At 59.0% G+C, this 24,110-nt stretch carries 24 protein-coding genes; 13 read left to right on the top strand and 11 right to left on the bottom strand.

The annotated features are described in order from the left end of the window. Nucleotides 1-258 precede the first annotated feature (258 nt). From POR16_RS04650 to POR16_RS04605, 10 genes are all read left to right on the top strand, one after another. On the top strand, nucleotides 259-1,233 hold the full coding sequence (locus POR16_RS04650) for a KpsF/GutQ family sugar-phosphate isomerase (RefSeq protein ID WP_024668801.1): 975 nt from the start codon (nucleotides 259-261) through the stop codon (nucleotides 1,231-1,233). Then, a complete protein-coding gene (locus POR16_RS04645) occupies nucleotides 1,233-1,772 on the top strand; it encodes a KdsC family phosphatase (RefSeq protein ID WP_024668800.1) in 540 nt (179 codons plus the stop codon). The genes POR16_RS04650 and POR16_RS04645 overlap by 1 nt, the downstream gene beginning before the upstream one ends. An 8-nt stretch (nucleotides 1,773-1,780) precedes the next feature. Further along, nucleotides 1,781-2,353, top strand: coding sequence for an LPS export ABC transporter periplasmic protein LptC (gene lptC, locus POR16_RS04640; RefSeq protein ID WP_005889048.1), 573 nt, complete (start codon nucleotides 1,781-1,783; stop codon nucleotides 2,351-2,353). Further along, the gene (gene lptA / locus POR16_RS04635; RefSeq protein ID WP_005889046.1) at nucleotides 2,340-2,888 is read left to right on the top strand and encodes a lipopolysaccharide transport periplasmic protein LptA; all 549 of its coding nucleotides are present in this window, start codon (nucleotides 2,340-2,342) and stop codon (nucleotides 2,886-2,888) included. Before lptC ends, lptA begins: the two co-directional genes overlap by 14 nt. Then, entirely contained in the window at nucleotides 2,888-3,613 is a 726-nt protein-coding gene (lptB, locus tag POR16_RS04630; RefSeq protein WP_005889045.1) for an LPS export ABC transporter ATP-binding protein, read from the top strand. Before lptA ends, lptB begins: the two co-directional genes overlap by 1 nt. A gap of 181 nt (nucleotides 3,614-3,794) precedes the next feature. After that, complete coding sequence (locus POR16_RS04625) at nucleotides 3,795-5,288, top strand: RNA polymerase factor sigma-54 (protein WP_005889042.1); 1,494 nt, start codon at nucleotides 3,795-3,797, stop codon at nucleotides 5,286-5,288. A gap of 74 nt (nucleotides 5,289-5,362) precedes the next feature. Continuing rightward, nucleotides 5,363-5,671: a ribosome hibernation-promoting factor, HPF/YfiA family gene (gene hpf / locus POR16_RS04620; protein ID WP_005889040.1), complete on the top strand. Its 309-nt coding sequence runs from the start codon at nucleotides 5,363-5,365 to the stop codon at nucleotides 5,669-5,671. An 11-nt stretch (nucleotides 5,672-5,682) separates the two neighbouring features. Then, entirely contained in the window at nucleotides 5,683-6,150 is a 468-nt protein-coding gene (gene ptsN, locus POR16_RS04615; RefSeq protein ID WP_005889038.1) for a PTS IIA-like nitrogen regulatory protein PtsN, read from the top strand. A 2-nt stretch (nucleotides 6,151-6,152) separates the two neighbouring features. Then, nucleotides 6,153-7,010, top strand: a complete 858-nt coding sequence (rapZ, locus tag POR16_RS04610; protein ID WP_005889037.1) for an RNase adapter RapZ — start codon at nucleotides 6,153-6,155, stop codon at nucleotides 7,008-7,010. 16 nt (nucleotides 7,011-7,026) lie between these two features. Then, nucleotides 7,027-7,299, top strand: coding sequence for an HPr family phosphocarrier protein (locus tag POR16_RS04605; RefSeq protein WP_005889036.1), 273 nt, complete (start codon nucleotides 7,027-7,029; stop codon nucleotides 7,297-7,299). A 197-nt stretch (nucleotides 7,300-7,496) separates the two neighbouring features. On the opposite strand, the gene POR16_RS04600 is transcribed toward POR16_RS04605, so the two are convergent. From POR16_RS04600 to pmbA, 3 genes are all read right to left on the bottom strand, one after another. Continuing rightward, nucleotides 7,497-8,108 (bottom strand): superoxide dismutase, encoded by a 612-nt coding sequence (locus tag POR16_RS04600; protein ID WP_005889035.1) that lies wholly within the window; start codon nucleotides 8,106-8,108, stop codon nucleotides 7,497-7,499. A gap of 1 nt (nucleotide 8,109) precedes the next feature. After that, on the bottom strand, nucleotides 8,110-8,571 hold the full coding sequence (locus POR16_RS04595; protein ID WP_005889034.1) for a tetratricopeptide repeat protein: 462 nt from the start codon (nucleotides 8,569-8,571) through the stop codon (nucleotides 8,110-8,112). 272 nt (nucleotides 8,572-8,843) lie between these two features. After that, on the bottom strand, nucleotides 8,844-10,190 hold the full coding sequence (pmbA, locus tag POR16_RS04590) for a metalloprotease PmbA (protein ID WP_005889033.1): 1,347 nt from the start codon (nucleotides 10,188-10,190) through the stop codon (nucleotides 8,844-8,846). 107 nt (nucleotides 10,191-10,297) lie between these two features. Here pmbA and yjgA point away from each other — a divergent pair, with 107 nt between their 5' ends. After that, entirely contained in the window at nucleotides 10,298-10,819 is a 522-nt protein-coding gene (gene yjgA / locus POR16_RS04585) for a ribosome biogenesis factor YjgA (RefSeq protein WP_003364101.1), read from the top strand. Between the two features lie 41 nt (nucleotides 10,820-10,860). Here yjgA and tldD read toward each other — a convergent pair whose 3' ends face one another. The 8 genes from tldD to mreB all read right to left on the bottom strand — a co-directional run bounded on the left by tldD (nucleotide 10,861) and on the right by mreB (nucleotide 22,149). Further along, a complete protein-coding gene (gene tldD, locus POR16_RS04580; RefSeq protein ID WP_005889032.1) occupies nucleotides 10,861-12,300 on the bottom strand; it encodes a metalloprotease TldD in 1,440 nt (479 codons plus the stop codon). Nucleotides 12,301-12,302: 2 nt separating this feature from the next. Further along, a complete protein-coding gene (locus tag POR16_RS04575) occupies nucleotides 12,303-13,148 on the bottom strand; it encodes a carbon-nitrogen hydrolase family protein (RefSeq protein WP_005889031.1) in 846 nt (281 codons plus the stop codon). A gap of 48 nt (nucleotides 13,149-13,196) precedes the next feature. Continuing rightward, the gene (locus POR16_RS04570; RefSeq protein WP_005889030.1) at nucleotides 13,197-17,012 is read right to left on the bottom strand and encodes a YhdP family protein; all 3,816 of its coding nucleotides are present in this window, start codon (nucleotides 17,010-17,012) and stop codon (nucleotides 13,197-13,199) included. Nucleotides 17,013-17,205: 193 nt separating this feature from the next. Then, nucleotides 17,206-18,663: a ribonuclease G gene (gene rng / locus POR16_RS04565; protein WP_005889028.1), complete on the bottom strand. Its 1,458-nt coding sequence runs from the start codon at nucleotides 18,661-18,663 to the stop codon at nucleotides 17,206-17,208. Then, nucleotides 18,660-19,262, bottom strand: coding sequence for a Maf family protein (locus tag POR16_RS04560; RefSeq protein ID WP_005889026.1), 603 nt, complete (start codon nucleotides 19,260-19,262; stop codon nucleotides 18,660-18,662). The genes rng and POR16_RS04560 overlap by 4 nt, the downstream gene beginning before the upstream one ends. Before the next feature lie 67 nt (nucleotides 19,263-19,329). Next, nucleotides 19,330-19,821, bottom strand: a complete 492-nt coding sequence (mreD, locus tag POR16_RS04555) for a rod shape-determining protein MreD (RefSeq protein ID WP_024668794.1) — start codon at nucleotides 19,819-19,821, stop codon at nucleotides 19,330-19,332. Continuing rightward, nucleotides 19,814-20,881 carry a rod shape-determining protein MreC gene (gene mreC, locus POR16_RS04550; RefSeq protein WP_024690096.1) on the bottom strand — a complete coding sequence of 356 codons (1,068 nt, stop codon included), beginning with the start codon at nucleotides 20,879-20,881 and terminating at the stop codon, nucleotides 19,814-19,816. Before mreC ends, mreD begins: the two co-directional genes overlap by 8 nt. A 230-nt stretch (nucleotides 20,882-21,111) precedes the next feature. Continuing rightward, a complete protein-coding gene (gene mreB / locus POR16_RS04545) occupies nucleotides 21,112-22,149 on the bottom strand; it encodes a rod shape-determining protein MreB (RefSeq protein WP_002555108.1) in 1,038 nt (345 codons plus the stop codon). A gap of 205 nt (nucleotides 22,150-22,354) precedes the next feature. Here mreB and gatC point away from each other — a divergent pair, with 205 nt between their 5' ends. Together gatC and gatA are read left to right on the top strand one after the other, a co-directional pair. Then, on the top strand, nucleotides 22,355-22,642 hold the full coding sequence (gene gatC / locus POR16_RS04540; protein WP_005889019.1) for an Asp-tRNA(Asn)/Glu-tRNA(Gln) amidotransferase subunit GatC: 288 nt from the start codon (nucleotides 22,355-22,357) through the stop codon (nucleotides 22,640-22,642). 14 nt (nucleotides 22,643-22,656) lie between these two features. Next, nucleotides 22,657-24,108: an Asp-tRNA(Asn)/Glu-tRNA(Gln) amidotransferase subunit GatA gene (gene gatA, locus POR16_RS04535; protein ID WP_024668792.1), complete on the top strand. Its 1,452-nt coding sequence runs from the start codon at nucleotides 22,657-22,659 to the stop codon at nucleotides 24,106-24,108. The last annotated feature ends 2 nt before the right edge of the window (nucleotides 24,109-24,110 follow it).

Raw genomic sequence — 24,110 nt, 5'->3', positions numbered from 1 at the left:
GCGGCAGACAAGCTGCCCAGGCAGTCCGAACAAGCCGCGAACTATATCACCGCAGCCAACCGCCCCCAAGAAGAGAACCGACCGGTTCAGGTATTCGCTAAAATATTCTGTACCACAATGTTATGGCCACAGGCTTGAATACAGACCCGCAGTCGCGTAGGAAATTCGTTTAAAAACAACACAACGACGATCAGACGTGAGGGAATCGTTCATTACCGCTATAATCGCCGCCTTTCAGCAGGCTGACCCTTTCCAGACATGAACCAATCCAGTGATCTGATCCACTCGGCGCAACGCACCATTCGTCTCGAGATAGAAGCCATGCAAGGCTTGCTTGAGCGCCTGGACGGGGATTTCGTGCGAGCGTGCGAAATGATCCTGGCCAGCAAAGGGCGGGTTGTGGTGGTCGGCATGGGCAAGTCCGGACACGTTGGCAACAAGATCGCAGCCACACTGGCAAGCACCGGCACCACGTCTTTTTTCGTGCATCCGGCCGAAGCCAGTCACGGCGACATGGGCATGATCACCCGCGATGACATCATTCTGGCGCTGTCCAACTCCGGCAGCACCAACGAGATCGTAACCCTGCTGCCTCTTATCAAACGGTTGGGCATCAAGATGATCAGCCTGACCGGCGACCCCGACTCGATTCTGGCCAAGGCCGCAGACATCAACCTGAATGCCCACGTGGCGCATGAGGCCTGCCCGCTGAACCTTGCGCCGACTTCTTCTACCACCGCCGCACTGGTCATGGGCGACGCCCTGGCTGTGGCGCTGCTCGACGCACGAGGCTTTACTGCCGAAGACTTCGCGTTCTCTCATCCGGGTGGCGCACTTGGCCGACGCCTGCTGCTCAAGGTCGAGAACGTCATGCACTCCGGTGACGCGCTGCCCAGCGTCCAGCGCGGCACCCTGCTCAGGGACGCGCTGCTGGAAATGACCCGCAAGGGCCTGGGCATGACTGCCATTCTGGAAGCCGACGGCACCCTCGCTGGCATATTCACGGACGGCGACCTGCGCAGAACGCTGGACCGCCCTGTCGATATCCGCCAGACCACCATCGATGACGTCATGACTGTTCACGGCAAGACCGTGCACGCAGAGATGCTTGCCGCCGAAGCACTTAAAATCATGGAAGACCACAAGATCGGCGCTCTGGTTGTCGTAGACCGGAACGACCGGCCTGTGGGCGCATTCAACCTGCAGGATCTCTTGCGCGCAGGCGTCATGTAATGGATACCGAAACGATGACACAGGATCTCATGCAACGCGGCAAGGCTATCAAGCTGGCCGTTTTCGACGTCGACGGCGTACTGACTGACGGTCGTCTTTACTTCCTGGAAGATGGCAGCGAAATAAAGACTTTCAGCACACTGGACGGCCAGGGCATAAAAATGCTGATAGCCTCGGGCGTTACTACTGCCATTATCAGCGGCCGTAAAACGTCGATCGTCGAGCGCCGGGCGAAGAGCCTGGGCATCGCGCACCTGTTTCAAGGGCGTGAAGACAAGCTGGTGGTACTGGATCAATTGCTGGCCGAGTTGAAACTTGATTACGAACAAGTCGCCTATCTGGGCGATGATCTGCCAGACTTGCCAGTCATTCGACGCGTCGGTCTGGGCATGGCCGTCGCCAACGCGGCAGGTTTTGTACGCGAGCATGCACACGGGATAACCAAAGCGCGAGGCGGCGAAGGCGCTGCACGCGAATTCTGCGAACTGATTCTGAGTGCGCAAGGCAACCTTGAAGCGGCTCACTCCGCCTATTTATAGAAGCCATTATGTTCACTAAAAAAATTCGGAAGTTCCTGCTTTTCGGGGTACTGGCAGTACTGCTGGCAGCTGTCGGCTATTGGAACGTCAGCCCGGAAAGCTTCATGGATCAACCTGCAGGGTCGGCTGACGACACCGCCATCGACTACTATGCAATCAATACACGCAGCGTGCAGTACTTGCCCGACGGCACACTTCAGTACGACATGACCTCCGACAAGGTAGAGCATGTAAAGGCCACGGACGTGAGCCTGCTGACAATGCCGAATCTGCATATGTACCGTGGTGGCGAGTTCCCTTGGCACGTGCAGAGCAAAAGAGGCGAAGTTTCATCGGCCGGCGATCAGGTCGAACTGATGGACGCCGTTCGTGTGGAGCGCACCGATGAGAAACAACGTACGACCATTATCACCAGTAGTCGCATGACCGTATTCCCTCAGAAGCAATATGCGGAGACCGACCAAGACGTTAGAATCGACGGCGCGGGCGGTGTCACTACGGCCAAGGGAATGAAAGCGTATTTGAAAGACAGCAGGATGGACCTGCTCTCCAACGTAAGAGGACAGTATGAGTCTCGTTAAAACTCTTCCTTTATTGCTCGGCCTGGGCGCAGCACTGGGAAGCGCGAGCGCCTGGTCCCTGCCAACTGACCGCGATCAGCCGATCCACATCCAGTCGGACGATGCCCAGCTCGATGACAAGAAAGGCGTTGCGACCTACAAGGGCAATGTCATCATCACCCAGGGCTCGATGAAAGTGACCGGCAACACGGTAACGATCACACGTAATGCCCAAGGGGAAGTCGACGTTTTCACCTCGGTCGGCAACCTGGCCTATTACGAGCAGAAGCCTGCGCCGGACAAGCCGATCGTGCAGGCGTATGCCGTCACTATTCAGTATTACGCCGGGCAGGACCGCATTGTCCTGATCGACAAGGCCAAGGTTATCAATGACGGCAATACCTCCGAAGGCGAGAAGATCGTCTATGACACGGTCAGGCAGGTTGTCACTGCTGGCCGCGCCAATGGTGGCACCAAGCTGACCACACCACGTCCGCGTATCGACATGGTCATCCAGCCCAAAAAGAAAACCGATCAACCTCAGAAGGCCCAGTAATGGCGACGCTCAAAGCCCAGCATCTGGCTAAAAGCTATAAGGGCCGACAGGTCGTGCGCGATGTGAGCATCTCCATCGACAGCGGCCAGATCGTCGGTCTGCTAGGCCCCAACGGCGCCGGCAAGACCACCTGCTTCTATATGATCGTCGGCCTGGTGCGGGCTGATCAGGGTCGAGTACTTATTGATGATCTGGATGTCAGCCATCAACCCATGCACGGTCGCGCCCGCGCAGGTATCGGCTACTTACCCCAGGAAGCATCGATCTTCCGCAAGCTGTCCGTGTCCGACAACATCATGGCGATCCTCGAGACCCGCAAGGAACTCGATGCCGGAGCCCGCCGCAAGGAGCTGGAAAGCCTATTGCAAGAGTTCCACATTACCCACATCCGCGACAATCTGGGCATGAGCCTTTCGGGTGGCGAGCGTCGCCGCGTCGAAATCGCCCGCGCTCTGGCCACTGCGCCGAAATTCATCCTGCTGGATGAACCGTTTGCAGGCGTCGACCCGATTTCGGTGGGCGACATCAAGCAGATCATTCACCACCTCAAGGCCAAGGGTATCGGCGTACTGATCACTGACCACAACGTTCGGGAAACCCTGGACATCTGCGAAACTGCCTACATCGTCAATGACGGACAGCTGATTGCAGAAGGTGATTCAGAGACCATTCTCGCGAATCAGCTGGTGAAGGAAGTCTACCTCGGTCACGAATTCCGCCTCTGATCGACTGCCGCCGCACATCGCGGCAGTGGAAGCCCGGGCAGCGTATTGACATTATTTTATTTGTCATAACGCTCTAGGCAAAGGTACAGGTTTCAGGCATATAATTTGCTTAATGATGGCGCTCCGGCGCCTGTAGTAGATGGCGCGTGTGCGCCGGCGAATAAGGTGTTTAGCCCCTGCCATGAAACCATCGCTAGTCTTGAGAATGGGCCAGCAGCTGACGATGACACCGCAGCTGCAACAGGCAATCCGCTTACTTCAGCTTTCCACTCTGGACCTCCAGCAGGAGATTCAAGAGGCGCTGGAGTCAAACCCTATGCTTGAGCGGCAGGAAGAAGGCGACGACTTCGACAACTCCGACCCGCTTGCCGACAACATCGAACAAAAGCCCAACCCAGACGTTCAAGAACCCACCTATCAGGAATCCGCGCCTACCGTGGACAACCTGGAGGACGGCGAGTGGAGCGAGCGCATACCGAACGAACTGCCGGTCGATACGGCATGGGAAGACGTTTACCAGACCAGTGCCAGCAGCTTGCCAAGCAATGACGATGACGAGTGGGACTTCACCACCCGGACCTCGGTAGGCGAAAGCCTGCAAAGCCACCTGCTATGGCAACTGAACGTTGCGCCGATGTCCGACAAGGACCGCCTGGTAGCCGTTACGCTGATCGACTGCATTAACAACCAGGGTTATCTGGACGAGACACTCGAAGAAATCCTCGAGTCCTTCGATCCTGAGCTGGATATCGAACTCGACGAAATAGAAGCCGTTCTGCATCGCATCCAGCAGTTCGAGCCGGCAGGCATAGGGGCGCGCAACCTGAGCGAATGCCTGCTGCTGCAGCTGCGCCAGCTTCCGGCCAAAACCCCGTGGCTGACCGAAGCGCAACGTCTGGTTACCGACTACATCGACCTGCTCGGGAGCCGCGACTACGGGCAGTTGATGCGCCGCATGAAGCTCAAGGAAGATGAACTGCGTCAGGTCATCGAATTGATCCAGAGCCTCAATCCACGCCCTGGTTCGCAAATCGAGTCTACGGAAGCCGAATACGTCATTCCCGATGTAATCGTGCGAAAAGACAACGAGCGCTGGCTGGTCGAACTCAATCAGGAATCCGTACCGCGCCTGCGCGTCAACCCGCAATACGCCGGCTTCGTGCGTCGCGCCGATACCAGCGCCGACAACACCTTCATGCGCAACCAGTTGCAGGAAGCCCGCTGGTTCATCAAGAGCCTGCAAAGCCGCAACGAAACCCTGATGAAAGTGGCCACCCAGATCGTCGAGCATCAGCGAGGCTTTCTCGAGTACGGCGACGAGGCCATGAAACCGCTGGTCCTGCATGACATTGCCGAGGCAGTGGGCATGCACGAGTCGACCATCTCGCGGGTGACGACGCAAAAGTTCATGCACACCCCACGCGGTATTTACGAGCTGAAATACTTCTTCTCGAGCCATGTGAGCACCTCCGAAGGCGGCGAATGCTCGTCTACGGCGATCCGCGCGATCATCAAAAAACTGGTCGCTGCGGAAAATCAGAAAAAGCCGTTGAGTGATAGCAAGATCGCTGGTTTACTGGAGGCACAAGGCATTCAAGTAGCCCGTCGCACAGTCGCCAAATACCGCGAGTCACTCGGGATAGCGCCTTCCAGTGAGCGTAAGCGATTGATGTGATGCAGGCCGAGCCACAGCGTCCCGGTGACAGGCATCACGCCTGTCGCTTTATGCACTGGCAAAGGAGAAACTGTATGCAAGTCAACATCAGTGGACACCAACTGGAAGTGACCAAACCCCTTCGCGAATACATTGAGCTCAAGCTCAGGAAGCTCGAGGGGCATTTTGACAAGATTACGAACGTGCAGGTCACGATGGCGGTCGAGAAGCTAAAGCAAAAGATCGAAGCCACGCTGCATATCCACGGTGGAGAGGTCGTTGCCAATGCTCAACATGACGATATGTATGCAGCTATCGACCTGCTCACTGACAAGCTCGACAGACAATTGCTCAAGCATAAGGAAAAGCAGCAAAGCATCCTCAAAGGTGCGGCCGCTCGCTAACGCCCATTTAAATGATCCGAATTGAAAATATCCTGACCGCCGGCCGTTCACTTGTGAACGCGCCGGGCGGCAGTAAAAAGTCTGTACTCCAGGAAATCGCCAACCTGATCGGTCGCGAAGTCCCGACTATAGATACGGACACCGTATTTACCAGTCTCGTGGCTCGCGAAAAGTTGGGATCGACCGGTTTCGGCAATGGCATAGCCATCCCTCATTGCCGCCTTGCCGCCTGCGAGCAGCCTGTAAGTGCCGTGATTCACCTCGCCAACCCGATTGATTTTGACGCCATCGATGGTGCGCCGGTAGACCTGCTGTTTGTATTGCTGGTGCCACAAGCCGCTACCGATGAGCACCTGGAGTTGCTGCGCCAGATCGCCAGCATGCTCGACGATAAAGATGTGCGTAAGCGCTTGCGCAGTGCCACCAGTAACGAAGCGCTTTATCAAGTGGTGCTGGACGTGCAGAACGGAAAGACCTGACCATGCGCATGATCATCGTCAGTGGCCGCTCGGGCTCGGGCAAAAGTACCGCGCTGGATGTTCTTGAAGACAGTGGCTTCTACTGCGTCGACAACCTTCCGGCCGGCCTGCTGCCAGAGCTGGCAGAGCGCGCGCTGATCAATACCGAGCTGGCCGAGCCGTTGCTGGCGGTTTCAATTGATGCACGCAACCTGCCAAGCCACCTGACCCGCTTTCCGCAAATGCTCGATGAAGTGCGCGCGCGCAATATCCAGTGTGACGTGCTGTACCTCGATGCGGACGAAGCAACGCTGCTCAAGCGCTTTTCGGAAACCCGTCGTCGCCATCCGCTGAGTACGGCAGATCGTTCACTGGCCGAAGCAATACGCGACGAGACCACCCTGCTCGGCCCGATCATCGACCTGGCCGACCTGAAGATCAACACCACTCACCTGAACCTCTACCAGCTGCGCGATGCGCTCAAACTGCGCTTGCTGAACAAGCCTGAGCCAGGCACCGCCTTCCTGATCGAGTCTTTCGGGTTCAAGCGTGGCATGCCTGTTGACGCAGATCTAGTTTTCGACGTGCGCTGCCTGCCCAACCCCTACTGGAAGCCCGAGCTACGCGACCATTCAGGCCTTGAGCAGCCGGTCATCGACTATTTGTCAGTGCAGCCCGATGTAGAAGAAATGTTTCAGGATATCTTCTCCTACCTCAATAAATGGTTGCCACGGTTCGCTGCCAGTAATCGTTCATACGTTACTATTGCCATCGGCTGCACCGGCGGGCATCACCGCTCCGTCTACCTGACAGAAAGGCTTGGTCAGGTCTTGCAACAATCACTCAAGAATGTTCAGGTTCGCCACCGCGACCTTAGCTGAAAGGATTTTCTCTGCGATGCCCGCCCGTCAAATCACAATTATCAACAAACTGGGTCTGCACGCCCGTGCCGCCGCCAAATTCGTAGGTGTCGCAGGCAAGTTTCCCTGCAAGATAAGAGTCGGCCGCGCGCCGGAAAGCATGGTCGACGGGAAAAGCATCATGGCGGTGATGATGCTCGCAGCTGGCAAAGGCACCGAGATCCATCTGCACACCGAAGGCGAGTTCGAACAGGAAGCGCTGGACGGGCTGGTAGAGCTGATTGATAACAAGTTCGACGAGGGCGAATAAGCCCTCGTACCAGGTACGTCACGCGGATGCTCGATGCATCACCCGCAACACTGCACCTGCAACCAGCTCAGGCCCTGCCCTGCCAACAGCGCCATTCCCGCCATAAACAGAAGCGCCCCGACAACAAGACGCAACCGCCTCACACGGCTGATAGTAAGCACTTCAGAGCGCACGTGCAGACTCGCCTGATTTGACAGTCAGGCCAGTGCGGCTTCATAGCGTCGGGCAACTTCGTTCCAGTTGATCACGTTGTAAAACGCGTTGATGTATTCGGGCCGACGGTTCTGATACCGCAGGTAGTAGGCATGCTCCCATACATCCAGGCCTAGAATCGGCGTATTGCCGTTCATCAACGGGCTGTCCTGATTGCCGCTGCTTTCAACGACCAGCTTTTTGTCCGGGGTGACACTCAGCCAGGCCCAGCCGCGGCCAAAACGCGTCAATGCCGCTTTGGTGAAAGCTTCCTTGAAACGCTCGAAGCCGCCCAGCTGCTCATCGATTGCAGCCGCGATAGCGCCTTGGGGCAAGCCACCGCCGCCGGGCACCATCACTTCCCAGAACAGCGAATGGTTGGCATGGCCGCCGCCCTGATTAATAACCGCAGGGCGCAGGTTCTCAGGCAGTTGGCTGACGCTGGCCACCAGCTTTTCGACGGACCAGTCGGCAAACTCGGTTCCTTCGACCGCTGCGTTGAGGTTGGTGATGTAGGTCTGGTGATGCTTGGTGTAGTGAATTTCCATGGTTTGCGCATCGATATGCGGCTCGAGTGCATCGTAGGCGTAAGGCAGTGCTGGCAAGGTGTAGGACATATCAATGTGCTCCGTGGAAAAGGCCTGAGGAGGCAGTGGAATCGTGCTGTAGCGACGACCTGAGGCGCTCGCCGTTGCAGTTCAGCAGTCGATGGGTACGCGGATATTCGCCATGTTCACTGATGAAGCTCAGCAGCTCTGCATAGGTTTTGCTGCTGTGGCGCAGTGCAGCCTGGCGCAGGGACGGTGGCAGGCGCGGGTTCTGCATGGTCTGCAATAAATGCTGATGGATCGCACAGAGGTACTCCGCGCTCTCCTCCGGCTGACCGAGACTGAGGTGCAGGTCCGCCAGGTTGTGATGGGAGATCACGCAGGCGGCAACGGCTTCGTCGACATCCTTCCAGCGTTCGAACAGCACTTGCGCCAGGGCCAGCGCCTGAAGGTACAACTCACGCGCCTCGACCCACTCACCAAGACTGAAACAGCGATTGGCCTGTTCAATGGTGCGTTTCCAATGCTGCATGACATACCTCCAGAGGCGCTGGCTGAGCGGATCAAATGACACAGGCAGCCAAAATACACCTTCAAATGATACTCATTATTAAATGAGATTCTGACTCAACACAAGCCTGCCGATGAGATTGATTCTTGAAAGGGGTAACACAAGAGCGATCAGTCACTCATGAGTTCTGATCATGGAAGGGTGATGCGAAGGGAGTGCGGCGGGGATCGTTCAAAAACTGCATGCCAATGCAGCGCATTGGCATGAGGAGTCGCTCAAGTGGTGCCGGGGGTTCAGCTTCCCGCCACCATCATCCGTTCGATCAGTACCGAGCCTGTACGGATGTTGCTGCGTAATTCAAGGTCGCTGCCGACGGCGACGATCTGCTTGAACATGTCACGCATATTGCCAGCAATGGTCACTTCCTGAACCGGGAACTGGATCTCGCCGTTTTCGACCCAGAAACCTGCAGCCCCGCGAGAATAGTCACCAGTCACCATGTTCAGGCCACTGCCCATCAGCTCGGTGACCAGCAGGCCACGCCCCATGCGTCGGATCAGCGCGTCCTGATCTTCTGTGCCGTGAGTGACGAACAAGTTGTGGACGCCCCCCGCATTGGCGGTACTCGGCATGCCCAGCTTGCGGCCGGAATAGGTGCTCAATATGTAGGAAACCAGGTCGCCGTTCTCGACAAACGGCTTGGCATAGGTCGCCAGACCGTCGCTGTCGAACGCCGAGCTGCCCATGGCGTGCATCAGGTGCGGACGCTCGTCGATGGTCATCCACTCCGGGAAAAGCCGTTGGCCCAGCGAACCTTCGAGGAACGATGATTTACGGTACAGGTTGCCGCCGGAAATCGCGCCGAGAAAACTGCCGAACAGGCCACCCGCCAGCTCGGCAGCGAACAGCACTGGCACTTCGCAGGTTGGCACAGGACGCGCGCCCAGACGGCTCGCCGCACGCAATGCAGCCTTGCGACCGATGCTCTGCGCGTCGGCCAATAACTGGCCCTTGCGATTGACGTCATACCAGTAGTCGCGCTGCATCTGGCCGTCGCCCTCGGCGATCATCACGCAACTGAGGCTGTGCCGGGTCGACGCATAGCCGCCAACAAAGCCATTGCTGTTGCCGTATACACGACAGCCCTGATGCGTGTTGAGCGTGGTGCCGTCCGCATTCTTGATGCGGCTGTCGGCGTCGAACGCAGCCGCTTCACAGGTCAGCGCCTGTTCGATGGCCTGTTCGGGGGTGATGTCCCAGGCATGATACAAATCGAAATCCATGACTTCCTTGGCCATCAACGCCGCATCGGCCAGACCGGAGCTTTCGTCCTCGGATGTATGCTCGGCGATCGCCAGTGCGGCAGCGACCGTTTCGCGGATGGCATCGGCGCCTGTTGCCGACGTACTGGCAGAGCCTTTGCGCTGCCCTACGTACAAGGTGATACCGAAGCCCTGATCGCGATTGAATTCGACTGTCTCGACTTCACGCTGACGGACCGATGTCGACAGCCCCTGATCCACCGACACAGCGACTTCGCAGGCACTGGCGCCCTGACGCCTGGCTTCAGCGATGATCTGCTCGACCTGTTCCTGCAGCTCGGGCAAGGCCTGTGGGCCGACGCTTTGGGTTGCACTCATGACTTTCTCCATCAAATTCTTCTTTCAGCACAGGCCGAATACCGACCGGGCCGGACAAGCGGCCCTCGACTGGTTATCATGGCGGCGTTTATTTGCGGACTGCCCCCATGGTTGATTCTTACGACGACTCCCTCGACGGGGAGAAAAGCAAAACCCAGGTCAAACGAGAGCTGCATGCTCTGGTTGATCTCGGCGAGCGACTGACAACACTCAAAGCCGATGTACTGGCCAAGCTGCCTCTGACCGACGCCTTGCGCAAGGCTCTGGCTGAAGCGCCCAAACACACGGCCAATATCGCCCGAAAACGGCATATTCTGTTCATTGGCAAGCTGATGCGCGATCAGGACCAGGAAGCCATTCTGGTGCTTCTGGATCAACTCGACGCATCCACTCGCCAGTACAACGAACGTTTTCATAATCTGGAGCGCTGGCGAGATCGCCTGATCGCAGGTGATGACGCCGACCTCGAGAAATTCGTTGTCGAATACCCCGACGCCGACCGTCAGCAACTGCGTTCGCTGATCCGTCAGGCGCAACACGAAGTTGCACGCAACAAACCGCCGGCCACCAGCCGCAAAATCTTCAAATACATCCGTGAGCTGGACGAACTTCAACGCGGACTGCGTTGATGTCGACCTCGGGGCCGGCAACAACCGGCCCCGACTCACACTCAGTTACCCGTACCGCCAACCGTGATCGCGTCAATTTTCAGCGTAGGCTGCCCCACACCAACCGGCAATGACTGACCATCCTTACCGCATGTACCGACGCCGCTGTCCAGCGATAGATCGTTGCCGACCATCGAAACCCGGCTCATCGCTTCTGGCCCATTACCGATCAAGGTCGCTCCTTTGACCGGCGCAGTGATCTTGCCGTCTTCGATCAGGTAAGCCTCACTGGTCGAAAACACGAACTTGCCGCTGGTGATATCAACCTGACCGCCGCCGAGGCTGGCGCAATAGATGCCTCGCTTCACCGACGCGATGATTTCCTGCGGATCGCTCTGCCCGCCCAGCATGTAGGTGTTGGTCATGCGCGGCATTGGCAGATGCGCATAAGACTCGCGACGACCGTTGCCGGTGCTCGCCACGCCCATCAACCGGGCATTGAGCTTGTCCTGCATGTAGCCCTTGAGCACGCCGTTCTCGATCAGCGTGGTGCATTCGGTTGGCGTGCCTTCGTCATCGACGCTCAGCGAACCTCGACGCCCGACCAATGTGCCGTCGTCAACGATGGTGCAGAGTTTCGACGCGACCATCTCGCACATGCGTCCGCTATAGGCCGAACTGCCTTTGCGGTTGAAATCGCCTTCCAGACCGTGACCCACCGCCTCATGCAGCAAAACACCGGACCAGCCGGAACCGAGCACTACAGGCAAGGTGCCTGCCGGCGCCGGGATAGCTTCGAGATTGACCAGCGCCTGACGTAACGCTTCGCGGGCGTAGCCCATCGCACGATCGTCAGCGAGGAAATAACGGTAGTCGGTACGCCCGCCTCCGCCATGCCCGCCACGCTCGCGACGGCCGTTCTGCTCGACGATAACGCTGACGTTGAAGCGCACCAGCGGGCGCACATCGGCAGCCAGGCTGCCATCAGCGGCCGCGACCAGAATGCGTTCCCATACCCCGGCCATGCTCACCGACACCTGCTGGATACGCGAGTCCAGCGCGCGCGTCGCGACGTCGATACGCTTGAGCAACTCGACCTTCTCGGCTCGGCTCAGCACTTCCAGCGGGTTATCCGGGGCGTACAACTGGGCGACGTCCTGCGACGTGAACGCCTGTACCCGGCCATTCTGACCAGCGCGGGAGATCGAGCGCGCAGCGCGGGCAGCCGTGAGCAGAGCGTCATGGGTGATGGCGTTGCTGTACGCGAAACCGGTCTTTTCTCCCGACTGGGCACGTACGCCCACCCCTTGATCAAGGTTGAAGCTGCCTTCCTTGACGATGCCGTCTTCGAGTGACCAGGACTCGGAAATCATGCCCTGAAAATACAGATCAGCCGCGTCGATACCAGGACCGGCAAGCTCGCAGAGCACCGATTGCAGGCTGTCGAGGGTCAGGCCGCCAGGTGCCAGAAGGTGTTCGCTGACTGAGGACAGATCACTCATATTTACTCCGAAGCAGGCCGCATGGCGTCCTGCGAAAAAAAGCGCCGGTGACTGGACACCGGCATCCGCGCCCGTATGGACGCTTGTTCTTCACTGTCGCGTGTGGCCAGCAGCACGGCTTCACCCTGCGCGTGCTGAGCCAGTACGCGGCCCCATGGATCAACGATGGCCGCGTGTCCGTAAGTCTCGCGAGGCCCCGAATGGACCCCGCCTTGTGCCGCCGCCAGCACGTAGCACTGGGTTTCGATGGCCCGCGCCCGGATCAGGATGTCCCAATGCGCAGCCCCCGTAACCGCCGTAAATGCCGACGGCGCAGTAATCAGTTCAGCGCCCGCTTCACGCAGCGCGGTATACAGCTCGGGAAAACGCAGGTCGTAACAGACCGTCAACCCCAGACGACCGACAGGTGTGTCGGCTACCACCACATTGTTGCCATGCGCGTAGTCGTCCGATTCACGGTAACGGCCTCGATGGTCGGCAACGACTACGTCGAACAGGTGCATTTTGTCATAACGGGCTACCTGCTCGCCGTGCTCATCGATCAGCAATGAGCACGCCATCACCTTGCCATCAGGTTGACCATCAGGCGGCAGCGGCAATGTCCCGGCAACAATCCATAACTTGAGGTCGCGAGCGGCAAGTTTCAACCATGGCAGGATCGGCCCTTGCCCATCAGCTTCTGCGCGACCGATATCTGCTACATCGCGACGCCCGATGGCCGCGAAGTTTTCAGGCAGCACAGCAAGCCGGGCACCGCCCTCGGCGGCCTGCTCCAGCAAGCCACGTGCCTCGGCCAGGTTGGCTTCGACGTCGCTCTGGCTGACCATCTGAATCACGGCAAAAGACATTGCGCCCCGCTCCTTGATGACATGGCCACCACTGTACTCCATGAGGCGCTACTGGGGTTTCTCAAATGGCTTGTCGAAGGTGATCCTCGGTTCTTTCCACGGCCCTTCAACCTTGTACTGAACGCTGGCGAAGCGGGCAACCCGGTCGCCCAGCAGCTTGTCGACCAGAAACAGCGCTCCGCCAATGGCCGGCGCGCCGACGATAAGGGCGGCAATCGGCAGGTTGTTGGTCACTGGCAAGGTCACCAACAGCTTGGCATCCACCCGGTCGCGAACCATGTCCAGCGTACCGTTGAGTTCCAGGTTGCTGGACGGTCCGGTCAGGGTAATCGGATTGCGTGTCACGTAAACCCCATCGCTGGCCACCAACAAGCCCTTGACCCGGTCATAGCTCAAACCCTTACCGAGCAGGTCAGAGAAGTCCAGACGCAAGCGACGACCAATGGAATTGAAGTTCAACAGACCGAACACGCGCAACGCCTGGGCACCACCTTCGACCTCGACAAACTGGCCTCTGTTCAACGTGGCATCCAGGCTACCGGAATAACGCTTGAGGCCTACCCAGGCAGGCGAACCGGGCCAGCGTCCGTCAACATTCAGTTCGAAACGTTCACTGGTAACGGTCGGCGCAAAATTCCAGGCCTTCAGCACATCTGCCAGGTTCTTGCCGGCCAGATGGCCCTTGAACCAACTGCTGCTGGCACCCGGAGCGCCCTCCCAGGCACCGTCGCCCTCAAGCAGGATGCCTTTGAGCCCCAGACTCAGGTCCGACATACGCATGCCAGTGGGCGTCGGACGAATCTTCAGCGCCCAGGCGCCCAGCAGTTGATCGCCTTGAAACAGCTGGGCGATCTTGACGTCCAGCGCCGGAATATTGCGCGGGTCTATGTCCGCCAGCGGATCAGGCGCGTTCTCGATTACGGTGGCATTCGGGTCAGAGGCTGGCAGGCGCACATACAGCATGTCGATGCCGATGGGCGCAGACTTGGCGTCCGGCAGCAGCGCCGTACCTTTGACCAGCGCACTGTCCAGCGACAAGGCCCATGCTGCGGCGTTGCGCTGCAATTGAACACGTACGTCATTCAGCGTGGTGCCCATCGCCGTCAGCTTGCCGATCTGCAGGTCTACGCTGTTGAGCAGCTGTTTGGCGCTACCACCCGCATCACCGCCGGAATAACGTGCTGCCAATTCCTGCCAGGGGGCAACGTCCAGCTCGGACAGTTCACCACGAACTCTCACCCCTTTGGCATCAGGCACGATTGCGCCGCCCCGGCCCAGATAAAGCTCGCCACGCCCGTCGGCGAATTTGCCGCCTGGTGCTGCGAAAGCAAAGTTGGCCAGATTGTCATAGGCGGCCCCCAACCGACGCTCGGCTCCTTGAAGGGTCATGCGGAATTCGCTCGGGCGCTCTTCATCTGCCGTCTTGCCGAACGGCGCCGGCAGATCGATCGCCACCCCTTTGAGGGTGGAACTGATCAGCATCGGGCTGTCCTTGCTGTCCAGTGTCAACTGCAACTGATAGGGCAGATCGCCAGACACCGGTAACGGTTGCGTAACGTTCAGCCAGTCAGTCAGTTTCTTCACGGTGACCTGACCGTTAGCCATAATGCGCGTCACATTGGCGCCTGGCTTGCCCTCGGCAGCGATTTCCGCTGTCACCGGACGATCAAATGCCTGTGCCTTGATGCCCTTGCCACTCAGGCCGCTGTTGCTGTCGAACCGGAAGTCGCCCTTGAGTCGGGTCAGCTCCAGCACCGGATCGGCCAGCTTCAAGCGTGCATTGTCCGTGCTGAAATCCACCAGGACTTTGGGCTCGACGCCCTTGGCCAGCGGAATATCCAGCTTCAGCTTGCCATCCAGCGGGCCTTCGCCCTGCCATCCGGCAAACGTGCTGCCGGTGCCGATCGGTGCTTGCTGAAGGATTTTCAGGCCATCGCCCAGGCCTCCGGAAAAATTGCCATCGACCAACAAGTGGCTGTCCTGACCTGACGGGACATGCGGGATATTCACCAGCACATTGCTGACTTTGGTGTTCAGCAATTGCCCCTTGCTCGCCTTGACACGTACACCGCTGTTTTCAACATACACCTTGCCATCCACACCGCTCAGCGAAGGCCAGCCCGGCTGGAACGCCAGCGTTGCATTGCTGACATCAAAAAACAGGCTGATCACACGGGCTGTGTCAGGAGAGTTCTTGTTAAGCGAGCCTTGGTACTGGAAAAAACCTTGCTTGACCACACCACTCACCACCGCAGTGCGCAGCCAGTGATCGAGTTCCGGGCTGAGCGCGGTCGGCAGGTATTTGCTGGTATAGCGACCGTCGCCATCGACCATGCCGACGCGCAAGTCCATGTAGTCTTCCTGATCGTGACTGAGGTGGATCTTGATCAGGAAGTCCGCAGCTATCTTGCCCTCATCACCCAGCACCTTGATGTAGGGGGCGATCAGGGTGAACGCCTGATCGTCCAGCTTCCAGGTCAGGCGAGCATTGGCCTTCCGGTAAAACCACGGTTTGGCGAAAATAGGGTCCAGGTGCAGCATGAAATCATCGGTATCGAGCCGCAGCTCACCTTGTCCCAGATCGCCGCTGATTGCACCGCTGACATTGCCGGCAGCCGGCGCGCCGCGATAAGCGTTGAAACCGACGTTGTCCAGATTGGCTGCAAACCCGAGCCGCTGGTCGCCCGTGGCTTGCGGACGATAGTCGAGCAACACGTTGCGCAGCCCGCCTGTGACCTTGAGGCCATCAACCACGGCCATGACTTTTTCCGGCAATGGCGCAAAGGAGTCGATCAACGGTGTGAGCGGCGTAAGGTCGAGGCGGTCAGCCTGTACGTGCCAGAGTTCTTCGCTGTCAGGTGTCGCAGCAGCCTGGGTCAGCTGCAGGCGGCTTTCCCAACGATCGCTGCCGAGGCTCATCGCCAGTGAATCAAGATTAACGTCAAAGCCTGCGTCTGTACGCGCGAACCAGGCGTTAAGTGCCAGATTATCGACCGTCGATGGCTTGCGGCCGGCGTAGGCGCCTTTGATCTGCGGCGCATTGAGGCGCGCGGTGGCGCTTTGGACGGTGCCTTTACCCCAGCTCATCCACACCTCGCCGCCAGCCTGCAGGGTCGAAAGGCTCCACTCACGCGTGAGGCTTTTCGGCAACCATTTGGCCCAGTCGCTTTGCGGCAGGCTGGCGTATATATCGGCCTCGCCTTCTTTCCACTGACTGGCCTGAATGCGCGAGCGCACGTTCAGCGCAAACGGCTGACCGTCCGGCAGAGTCAGGCGGGCATCAAGACGCTGGTGATAGGGGCCGGTGGCCAGGCTCAGATCGACATAGGTCAAGGTCATCGGCGCAGCATCATACGGCTGCACCGTCACCTGACTACCAAGCAGCGACAGATGTTCGACCGCCTGCACCTGGTTCAGCACCTGCTCGGGGTCGAACGGGCTGTCGTCACGCACCGGCAAGCCCTGCACTGCCCAATTGCCGTCCTGATCCTGCCTGAGGATGAACTGCAGACCGTCTACCTCAAGGTGAGCGATCCGCACTTCTCGGGCCAGCAGGCTGCCCCATAGATCGGGAACGACCCGCACGCGATCCAGACGCAAGGCTGTCGCCCCTTCGCCGACCATCACATCGTGGGCCAGCAGCACTGGAGCAAAGCGGCTCCAGCTGCCTTCCAGCCGCCCGATGCTCAATGGCATGCCCAGCGCGCTGGTGGCTTTGGTTTCTACATCGACACGGTATTCGGCAACCAGGGGTGTGAGCTGACGTCCGAGGCTGACGTAAAGCGCCGCGAGCACCAGCAGCAGCGCACACAGGCCGAGCCCCCAGCGCGTCAGAGTCGCAATGATGCGAGAAAGGCGCCCCATTTCAGGATGCCCTCCACTGCGGGATGCAAAAACCGGAATCGGCGAATCGATTCCGGCTCAACGGTGCAGGTGCGGTCAGGTACAGGTTTTGCTCGTTCGCCACACATCATTCTCGATAAAACGGCATACCTGCCAAAAACCCTTCGGGCGCTCGTTATAACTTCTCAAAATAACTTTCAAACGGCCAGCATCCTCAGAGCAGCACTACGTCGTATTGTTCCTGCGAGTACATGGTTTCTACCTGAAAACGGATGGTGCGGCCAATAAAGCTCTCAAGTTCAGCCACATTGCCCGATTCTTCGTCCAGCAATCGGTCCACCACACGCTGATTGGCCAGAACCCGATAACCCACGGCCTGATAAGCACGGGCTTCGCGCAGAATCTCGCGGAAGATTTCGTAACAGATGGTCTCGGGGGTTTTCAGCTTGCCGCGTCCGGCACAGCAATGGCAGGGCTCACACAGCACCTGCTCAAGGCTCTCACGGGTGCGCTTGCGCGTCATCTGCACCAGACCGAGCTCGGTGATACCGATGATGTTGGTCTTGGCGTGGTCGCGCTCCAGCTGCTTCTCGAGCGTGCGCAATACCTGACGCTGGTGTTCACCGTCCTCCATGTCGATGAAGTCGATAATGATGATACCGCCCAGGTTGCGCAGACGCAGTTGCCGGGCAATCGCGATCGCCGCTTCGAGGTTGGTCTTGAAGATGGTTTCTTCCAGGTTGCGATGCCCCACGAACGCCCCGGTATTGACGTCGATGGTGCTCATCGCCTCGGCAGGGTCGATCACCAGATATCCGCCCGACTTGAGCGGCACCTTGCGCTCGAGAGCTTTCTGGATTTCGTCTTCGACGCCATACAGGTCGAATATCGGTCGCTCGCCCGGATAATGCTCGAGTCGATCAGCAATTTCAGGCATCAGTTCAGCCACGAACTGCGTGGTCTTCTGAAAGGTTTCCCGAGAGTCGATACGGATTTTCTCGATGCGCGGGCTGACCAGATCACGCAAGGTCCGCAGCGCTAGCCCCAAGTCTTCGTAAATCACCGTGGGCGGGCTGACAGTCTTTATCTGCTCGGCAATCTGATCCCAGAGCCTGCGCAGGTAACGAATGTCCATCAGGATTTCATCAGCACCCGCGCCTTCCGCTGCGGTGCGCAGGATAAAGCCTCCGGCCTCCTTGATACCCTCAAGGGCCACGCAATCACTGACCACTTTCTTGAGCCGCTCGCGCTCCGCCTCGTCCTCGATTTTCAGGGAAATACCGACGTGGGCAGTGCGCGGCATGTACACCAGGTAACGTGAGGGGATGGATAGCTGCGTCGTCAGCCGTGCGCCCTTGCTGCCGATCGGATCCTTGGTGACCTGCACCACAAGGCTCTGCCCGTCGTGCACCAGCGATGCGATGCTTTCGACCGCAGGCCCTTCGCGCATGGAGATTTCCGATGCATGAATGAACGCCGCGCGGTCCAGGCCGATGTCGATAAACGCTGCCTGCATACCAGGCAAAACCCGTACGACCTTGCCCTTGTAGATGTTGCCGACGATACCCCGCCGCTGGGTGCGCTCGACATGCACCTCTTGCAGCACGCCGTTTTCCACCACTGCTACCCGTGATTCCATGGGGGTGATGTTGATCAGAATCTCTTCACTCATGACTTGTCACCTTCCAGGCATTGCCAGCAGGGTATGCCGAAACGGCCGAGCAGTTCTGCGGTTTCGCACAGAGGCAGACCCACAACCCCAGAATAGCTGCCTTGCAAGGCCTCGACGAAAATCGCCGCCAGCCCTTGAATGGCATAGCCCCCGGCCTTGTCGGCAGGTTCGCCGCTGGCCCAGTAGGCGTGTGCCTCAGGGGCCTGAATCGGGCGAAAGCGCACAAGACTGCTCACGACACGGGTTTCACTGCGTTGCCGGTCACAGAGCGCGACGGCCGTCAGCACGCTGTGTTCACGCCCTGACAAGGCATTCAGCATGGCCAGGGCGTCCGCTTCATCGACCGGTTTGCCGAGAATGCGTCCATCCATCACTACTGCGGTGTCAGCACCCATCACACACGCCTGCTGATCGGCTGGCAACAACGCCAGCCCGGCCTGGGCCTTTCCGAGCGCCAGACGCTCGACGTAGGCCGCAGGGGTTTCGTGGTCAAGAGGGGTTTCGTCGATCTGAGCGCCCAGCACAGTAAAGGGCACACCGATCTGAGTCAGAAGTTCGCGGCGGCGCGGCGAGCCAGAAGCCAGATAAAGCAAGGGCATAAGGACATCTCCGTGTCTGTGCGGGTGAGCACGAACGACGCAACAGGGCGTCTCGCTCACCTTGCGTTTAATTGATTTTCAAACGTTTGCGCAATCCACGCAGGCCGTAACTTATCCAGGGCCACAACAGCGCACTGACCAGCGCCGGCAGAACCAGCGCCAGAGTGGGCTGACGATTACCCGTCAACGCGCTCAGCCAAAGCTGCGCAAGCTGCGCCAGACCAAACACTACCAACAGCACCAGACACTGCTGCCACATGGGAAACATGCGCAGGCGCTGCTGCAAGGACATCACCAGGAACGTGATCAGGCTGAGGATCAGCGCATTCTGGCCGAGCAATGTGCCGTACAGCACATCTTCCATCAGCCCGAGTATCCACGCAGTGGCCATACCGTATTTGTGCGGCAGCGTCAGAACCCAGAAGGTCAGCAGCAAGGCCAGCCACAAGGGCCGGAAGATTTCCATGAACTGTGGCAGCGGCGAAACGCTCAGCAGCAGGCCGATCGCGAACGTCAGCCAGACCACCCAGCCATTGCGTCCGGAAACATGACTAACCATCGATAGGCTCCCGGGCGCCGGAAGGCGTCGTTGCAGCCGGTCGGGACGAGGCAGGCCGGGAGGCGGGCTTCGCTGGCGTGACAGGCACAGCGGCAGGCGCTGGCGTCGTCGGCTGAGCGGCAGATTTATGAGCAGCGGTGCTGCCGGGGAATACCGGGATGCTCGCCTGCGGCCACATCGGGAATGCGGGCGCCGGCGGAGGCAATGTCGCCATCACTGTAGGCTCGATACCCTTGTCGAGCGATTCCTGAGCCTGCGCAGCGTCGGCTGCCCGCTCTTCCGGCGAGCGACCGTCGGAGAACACCAGCAGCAGGTAGCGGCTGCGATTCAGGGCTGCCGTGGGCACAGCGCGAACGATCGCAAACGGCTGGCCGGAATCGTGAATGACTTCCTTGACGGTCGCCACCGGGTAGCCTGCCGGAAAACGCTGGCCGAGCCCGGAGCTGACCAGCAGGTCGCCCTCTTTGATGTCAGCCGTATCTGCCACATGCCGAAGCTCAAGACGCTCCGGGTTGCCGGTGCCACTGGCGATGGCGCGCAGACCGTTGCGATTGACCTGCACCGGGATGCTATGGGTCGTGTCAGTCAGCAACAAGACGCGTGAGGTGTAGGGCATGAGCTCGACAACCTGGCCCATCAGGCCGCGCGCGTCGAGCACCGGCTGGCCGAGCACCACGCCATCGCGCTCGCCCTTGTTGATGATGATGCGATGGGTAAAAGGGTTCGGGTCCATGCCGATCAGCTCGGCGACCTCGACCTTCTCATTGACCAGTGCCGAGGAATTCAGCAACTCGCGCAGACGAACGTTCTGCTCGGTCAATGCCGCCAGCTTTTGCAGGCGACCTTGCAGGAGCAGGGCTTCAGTCTTGAGTTTTTCGTTTTCTGCGATTAGCTCGGTGCGGCTACCGAACTGACTGGCAACGCCTTGATACAAACGTTGTGGCAGATCGACGATCCAGTAGGACTGCATGAGCACCATCGACATCTGGCTGCGCACGGGCTTAAGGATCGTAAAGCGGGCGTCGACAACCATCAACGCAACCGACAGAACGGCCAGCACCAGCAGACGAACGCCCAGCGACGGGCCTTTTGTAAAAAGCGGTTTAATAGGCCGCTCCTTCCAGGCATGCGATCGTCGGATCGAACTTCAAATGGCAATTATTCATGCGGTATGTAACCGGCCCGGACAAATGAGAGAGATAGGCACCTGTTTCGGCGTCAGCCTAATGCACACAGGTAGCACATACGCCACCTGCATACAAAAGGCTCCATGAAAGGCACCCCGGCGAATTATTCGCTGGAGAGCAGATCCATGGTGTGCTTATCCATCATTTCCAGCGCACGGCCACCGCCACGCGCCACGCAGGTCAGCGGGTCTTCGGCAACGATCACCGGCAGACCTGTTTCCTGAGCCAGCAGTTTGTCCAGATCACGCAACAGCGCACCACCACCGGTCAACACCAGACCACGTTCGGCGATGTCCGAAGCGAGTTCTGGAGGCGATTGTTCCAGGGCGCTTTTGACCGCCTGAACGATGGTCGCCAGCGACTCCTGAAGTGCTTCAAGCACTTCGTTGGAGTTCAGGGTGAACGCACGAGGCACGCCTTCAGCCAGGTTACGGCCACGGACGTCGACTTCACGCACTTCACCGCCCGGGTAGGCCGTGCCGATTTCCTGCTTGATGCGTTCGGCGGTGGACTCGCCGATCAGGCTGCCGTAGTTGCGACGCACGTAGGTGATGATCGCTTCGTCGAAACGGTCGCCGCCCACACGTACAGATTCGGCATACACCACACCGTTCAGGGAGATCAGCGCGATTTCCGTGGTGCCGCCGCCGATGTCGACAACCATCGAACCGCGAGCTTCCTCTACTGGCAGACCCGCGCCGATGGCTGCTGCCATTGGCTCTTCGATCAGGAATACTTCCCGTGCGCCTGCGCCCAGGGCCGATTCGCGAATGGCGCGACGCTCAACCTGAGTGGATTTGCACGGCACGCAGATCAGCACACGAGGGCTGGGCTGCAGAAAGCTGTTTTCGTGAACCTTGTTGATAAAGTACTGCAACATTTTTTCGCAGACGCTGAAATCGGCGATAACGCCGTCTTTCATGGGGCGAATGGCTGCAATGTTGCCTGGAGTACGGCCCAGCATGCGCTTGGCCTCGGTACCGACAGCGACGACACTCTTCTGGTTGCCATGAGTACGAATGGCGACGACAGAGGGCTCATTCAGAACGATACCGCGCTCACGCACGTAGATAAGGGTGTTGGCAGTGCCCAGGTCGATGGATAGATCACTGGAAAACATGCCACGCAGTTTCTTGAACATGGGAAAGGGACCCTAGGGAACGCGTGGTAAAAAAAGTGCGGCAAACTCTAACAACGACAGGGATTTTGGGCAAGGAGCCAATATGCTAAATTGACGCTTTTCCGAACCCTACCCTCGACGTTAGCGGCTTGAGACAGTCATAACGCGATAGTGTTCCGCAATTGGCAACAAAGCAAATCCGTCAGCCTTCCACTGGAGATACCCCATGGCGCTTGAACGCTCCGACGTGGAAAAAATCGCTCATCTGGCCCGACTGGGGCTAAATGACGCCGATATCCCGCGTACTACCGAGGCATTGAACAGCATTCTCGGCCTGGTCGATCAGATGCAGGCGGTCGACACCACCGGCATCGACCCGCTGGCCCATCCGCTGGAAGCAACCCAGCGCCTGCGCGAAGACGCTGTCACCGAGCGAAATCGCCGCGACACTTACCAAGCCATCGCACCTGCGGTCCAGGACGGTCTGTATCTGGTTCCGAAAGTCATCGAGTAAGGGAAAGCGCCTGCATGCATCAAATGACTCTGGCCGAGATCGCTCGCGGACTCGCCGAAAAAAAGTTTTCTTCTGAAGAGCTGACCCGGGTTCTGCTGTCGCGCATTGCACAGCTCGACCCGCAGCTCAACAGTTTCATCACCCTCACCGAAGACCTGGCCATCACTCAGGCCCAGGCGGCGGACGCTCGGCGTGCAGCTGGTGAGAATGGCGCCCTGCTAGGCGCCCCGCTGGCGCACAAGGACCTGTTTTGCACCCAGGGCATCCGCACCAGTTGCGGCTCGCTGATGCTCGATAATTTCAAGGCACCGTACGACGCCACCGTGGTTTCACGACTGGCCTCGGCTGGCACAGTGACGCTGGGCAAGACCAACATGGACGAATTCGCCATGGGTTCGGCCAACGAGTCGAGTCACTATGGCGCCGTGAAAAACCCGTGGAACCTGGAATGCGTGCCAGGCGGTTCTTCGGGTGGTTCGGCAGCCGCTGTCGCTGCACGCCTGCTGCCTGCCGCAACCGGTACCGATACCGGCGGCTCGATCCGCCAGCCTGCGGCACTGACCAACCTCACCGGCCTCAAGCCGACCTACGGTCGTGTGTCGCGCTGGGGCATGATCGCCTACGCCTCCAGTCTCGATCAGGCCGGGCCGATGGCTCGCACCGCAGAAGACTGCGCACTGCTGCTGCAAGGCATGGCCGGCTTTGACCCGCAGGATTCCACCAGCATCGACGAGCCGGTCCCGGATTACTCCGCCAGCCTGAATACCTCGCTCAAGGGCCTGCGTATCGGCGTGCCGAAAGAGTATTTCAGTGCAGGCCTCGACCCGCGCATCGCGCAGCTGGTGCATGAAAGCGTCAAAGAGCTGGAAAAGCTCGGTGCTATCGTCAAGGAAGTCAGCCTGCCGAACCTGCAGCATGCCATCCCGGCCTACTACGTCATTGCCCCGGCAGAAGCATCGTCCAACCTGTCGCGTTTCGACGGCGTGCGCTTCGGCTACCGCTGCGAAGACCCGAAAGACCTGACCGACCTGTACAAGCGTTCGCGCGCCGAAGGCTTCGGCCCGGAAGTCCAGCGTCGCATCATGGTCGGCGCCTACGCGCTGTCGGCGGGTTACTACGACGCCTACTACTTGCAGGCGCAGAAAATCCGTCGCCTGATCAAGAACGATTTCATGAGCGCATTTGCCGAAGTGGACGTGATTCTCGGCCCGACCACGCCTAACCCGGCCTGGAAAATCGGCGCCAAGACTCATGACCCGATTGCCGAATACCTGGAAGACTTCTACACCATCACCGCCAACCTGGCGGGCCTGCCCGGCTTGTCCATGCCAGCGGGTTTTGTCGATGGTCTGCCGGTCGGCGTGCAGCTGCTCGCTCCGTATTTCCAGGAAGGCCGCCTCTTGAATGTGGCGCATCAGTATCAGCAAGTCACTGATTGGCACACTCGCGCACCTGAAGGCTTCTGAGG

The sequence above is a fragment of the Pseudomonas coronafaciens pv. oryzae str. 1_6 genome, from assembly GCF_000156995.2.
Classification (GTDB): Bacteria; Pseudomonadota; Gammaproteobacteria; order Pseudomonadales; family Pseudomonadaceae; genus Aquipseudomonas; species Aquipseudomonas tremae.
The sequence above is the reverse complement of the archived record's forward strand: the minus strand, read 5'-3'. Positions and strand labels throughout refer to the sequence as shown.

Coding starts and splice junctions, on each gene's coding strand:
- POR16_RS04650 (WP_024668801.1), top strand. CDS start 259: ATGAACCAATCCAGTGATCTGATCCACTCGGCGCAACGCACCATTCGT.
- POR16_RS04645 (WP_024668800.1), top strand. CDS start 1,233: ATGGATACCGAAACGATGACACAGGATCTCATGCAACGCGGCAAGGCT.
- lptC (WP_005889048.1), top strand. CDS start 1,781: ATGTTCACTAAAAAAATTCGGAAGTTCCTGCTTTTCGGGGTACTGGCA.
- lptA (WP_005889046.1), top strand. CDS start 2,340: ATGAGTCTCGTTAAAACTCTTCCTTTATTGCTCGGCCTGGGCGCAGCA.
- lptB (WP_005889045.1), top strand. CDS start 2,888: ATGGCGACGCTCAAAGCCCAGCATCTGGCTAAAAGCTATAAGGGCCGA.
- POR16_RS04625 (WP_005889042.1), top strand. CDS start 3,795: ATGAAACCATCGCTAGTCTTGAGAATGGGCCAGCAGCTGACGATGACA.
- hpf (WP_005889040.1), top strand. CDS start 5,363: ATGCAAGTCAACATCAGTGGACACCAACTGGAAGTGACCAAACCCCTT.
- ptsN (WP_005889038.1), top strand. CDS start 5,683: ATGATCCGAATTGAAAATATCCTGACCGCCGGCCGTTCACTTGTGAAC.
- rapZ (WP_005889037.1), top strand. CDS start 6,153: ATGCGCATGATCATCGTCAGTGGCCGCTCGGGCTCGGGCAAAAGTACC.
- POR16_RS04605 (WP_005889036.1), top strand. CDS start 7,027: ATGCCCGCCCGTCAAATCACAATTATCAACAAACTGGGTCTGCACGCC.
- POR16_RS04600 (WP_005889035.1), bottom strand. CDS start 8,108: ATGTCCTACACCTTGCCAGCACTGCCTTACGCCTACGATGCACTCGAG.
- POR16_RS04595 (WP_005889034.1), bottom strand. CDS start 8,571: ATGCAGCATTGGAAACGCACCATTGAACAGGCCAATCGCTGTTTCAGT.
- pmbA (WP_005889033.1), bottom strand. CDS start 10,190: ATGAGTGCAACCCAAAGCGTCGGCCCACAGGCCTTGCCCGAGCTGCAG.
- yjgA (WP_003364101.1), top strand. CDS start 10,298: ATGGTTGATTCTTACGACGACTCCCTCGACGGGGAGAAAAGCAAAACC.
- tldD (WP_005889032.1), bottom strand. CDS start 12,300: ATGAGTGATCTGTCCTCAGTCAGCGAACACCTTCTGGCACCTGGCGGC.
- POR16_RS04575 (WP_005889031.1), bottom strand. CDS start 13,148: ATGTCTTTTGCCGTGATTCAGATGGTCAGCCAGAGCGACGTCGAAGCC.
- POR16_RS04570 (WP_005889030.1), bottom strand. CDS start 17,012: ATGGGGCGCCTTTCTCGCATCATTGCGACTCTGACGCGCTGGGGGCTC.
- rng (WP_005889028.1), bottom strand. CDS start 18,663: ATGAGTGAAGAGATTCTGATCAACATCACCCCCATGGAATCACGGGTA.
- POR16_RS04560 (WP_005889026.1), bottom strand. CDS start 19,262: ATGCCCTTGCTTTATCTGGCTTCTGGCTCGCCGCGCCGCCGCGAACTT.
- mreD (WP_024668794.1), bottom strand. CDS start 19,821: ATGGTTAGTCATGTTTCCGGACGCAATGGCTGGGTGGTCTGGCTGACG.
- mreB (WP_002555108.1), bottom strand. CDS start 22,149: ATGTTCAAGAAACTGCGTGGCATGTTTTCCAGTGATCTATCCATCGAC.
- gatC (WP_005889019.1), top strand. CDS start 22,355: ATGGCGCTTGAACGCTCCGACGTGGAAAAAATCGCTCATCTGGCCCGA.
- gatA (WP_024668792.1), top strand. CDS start 22,657: ATGCATCAAATGACTCTGGCCGAGATCGCTCGCGGACTCGCCGAAAAA.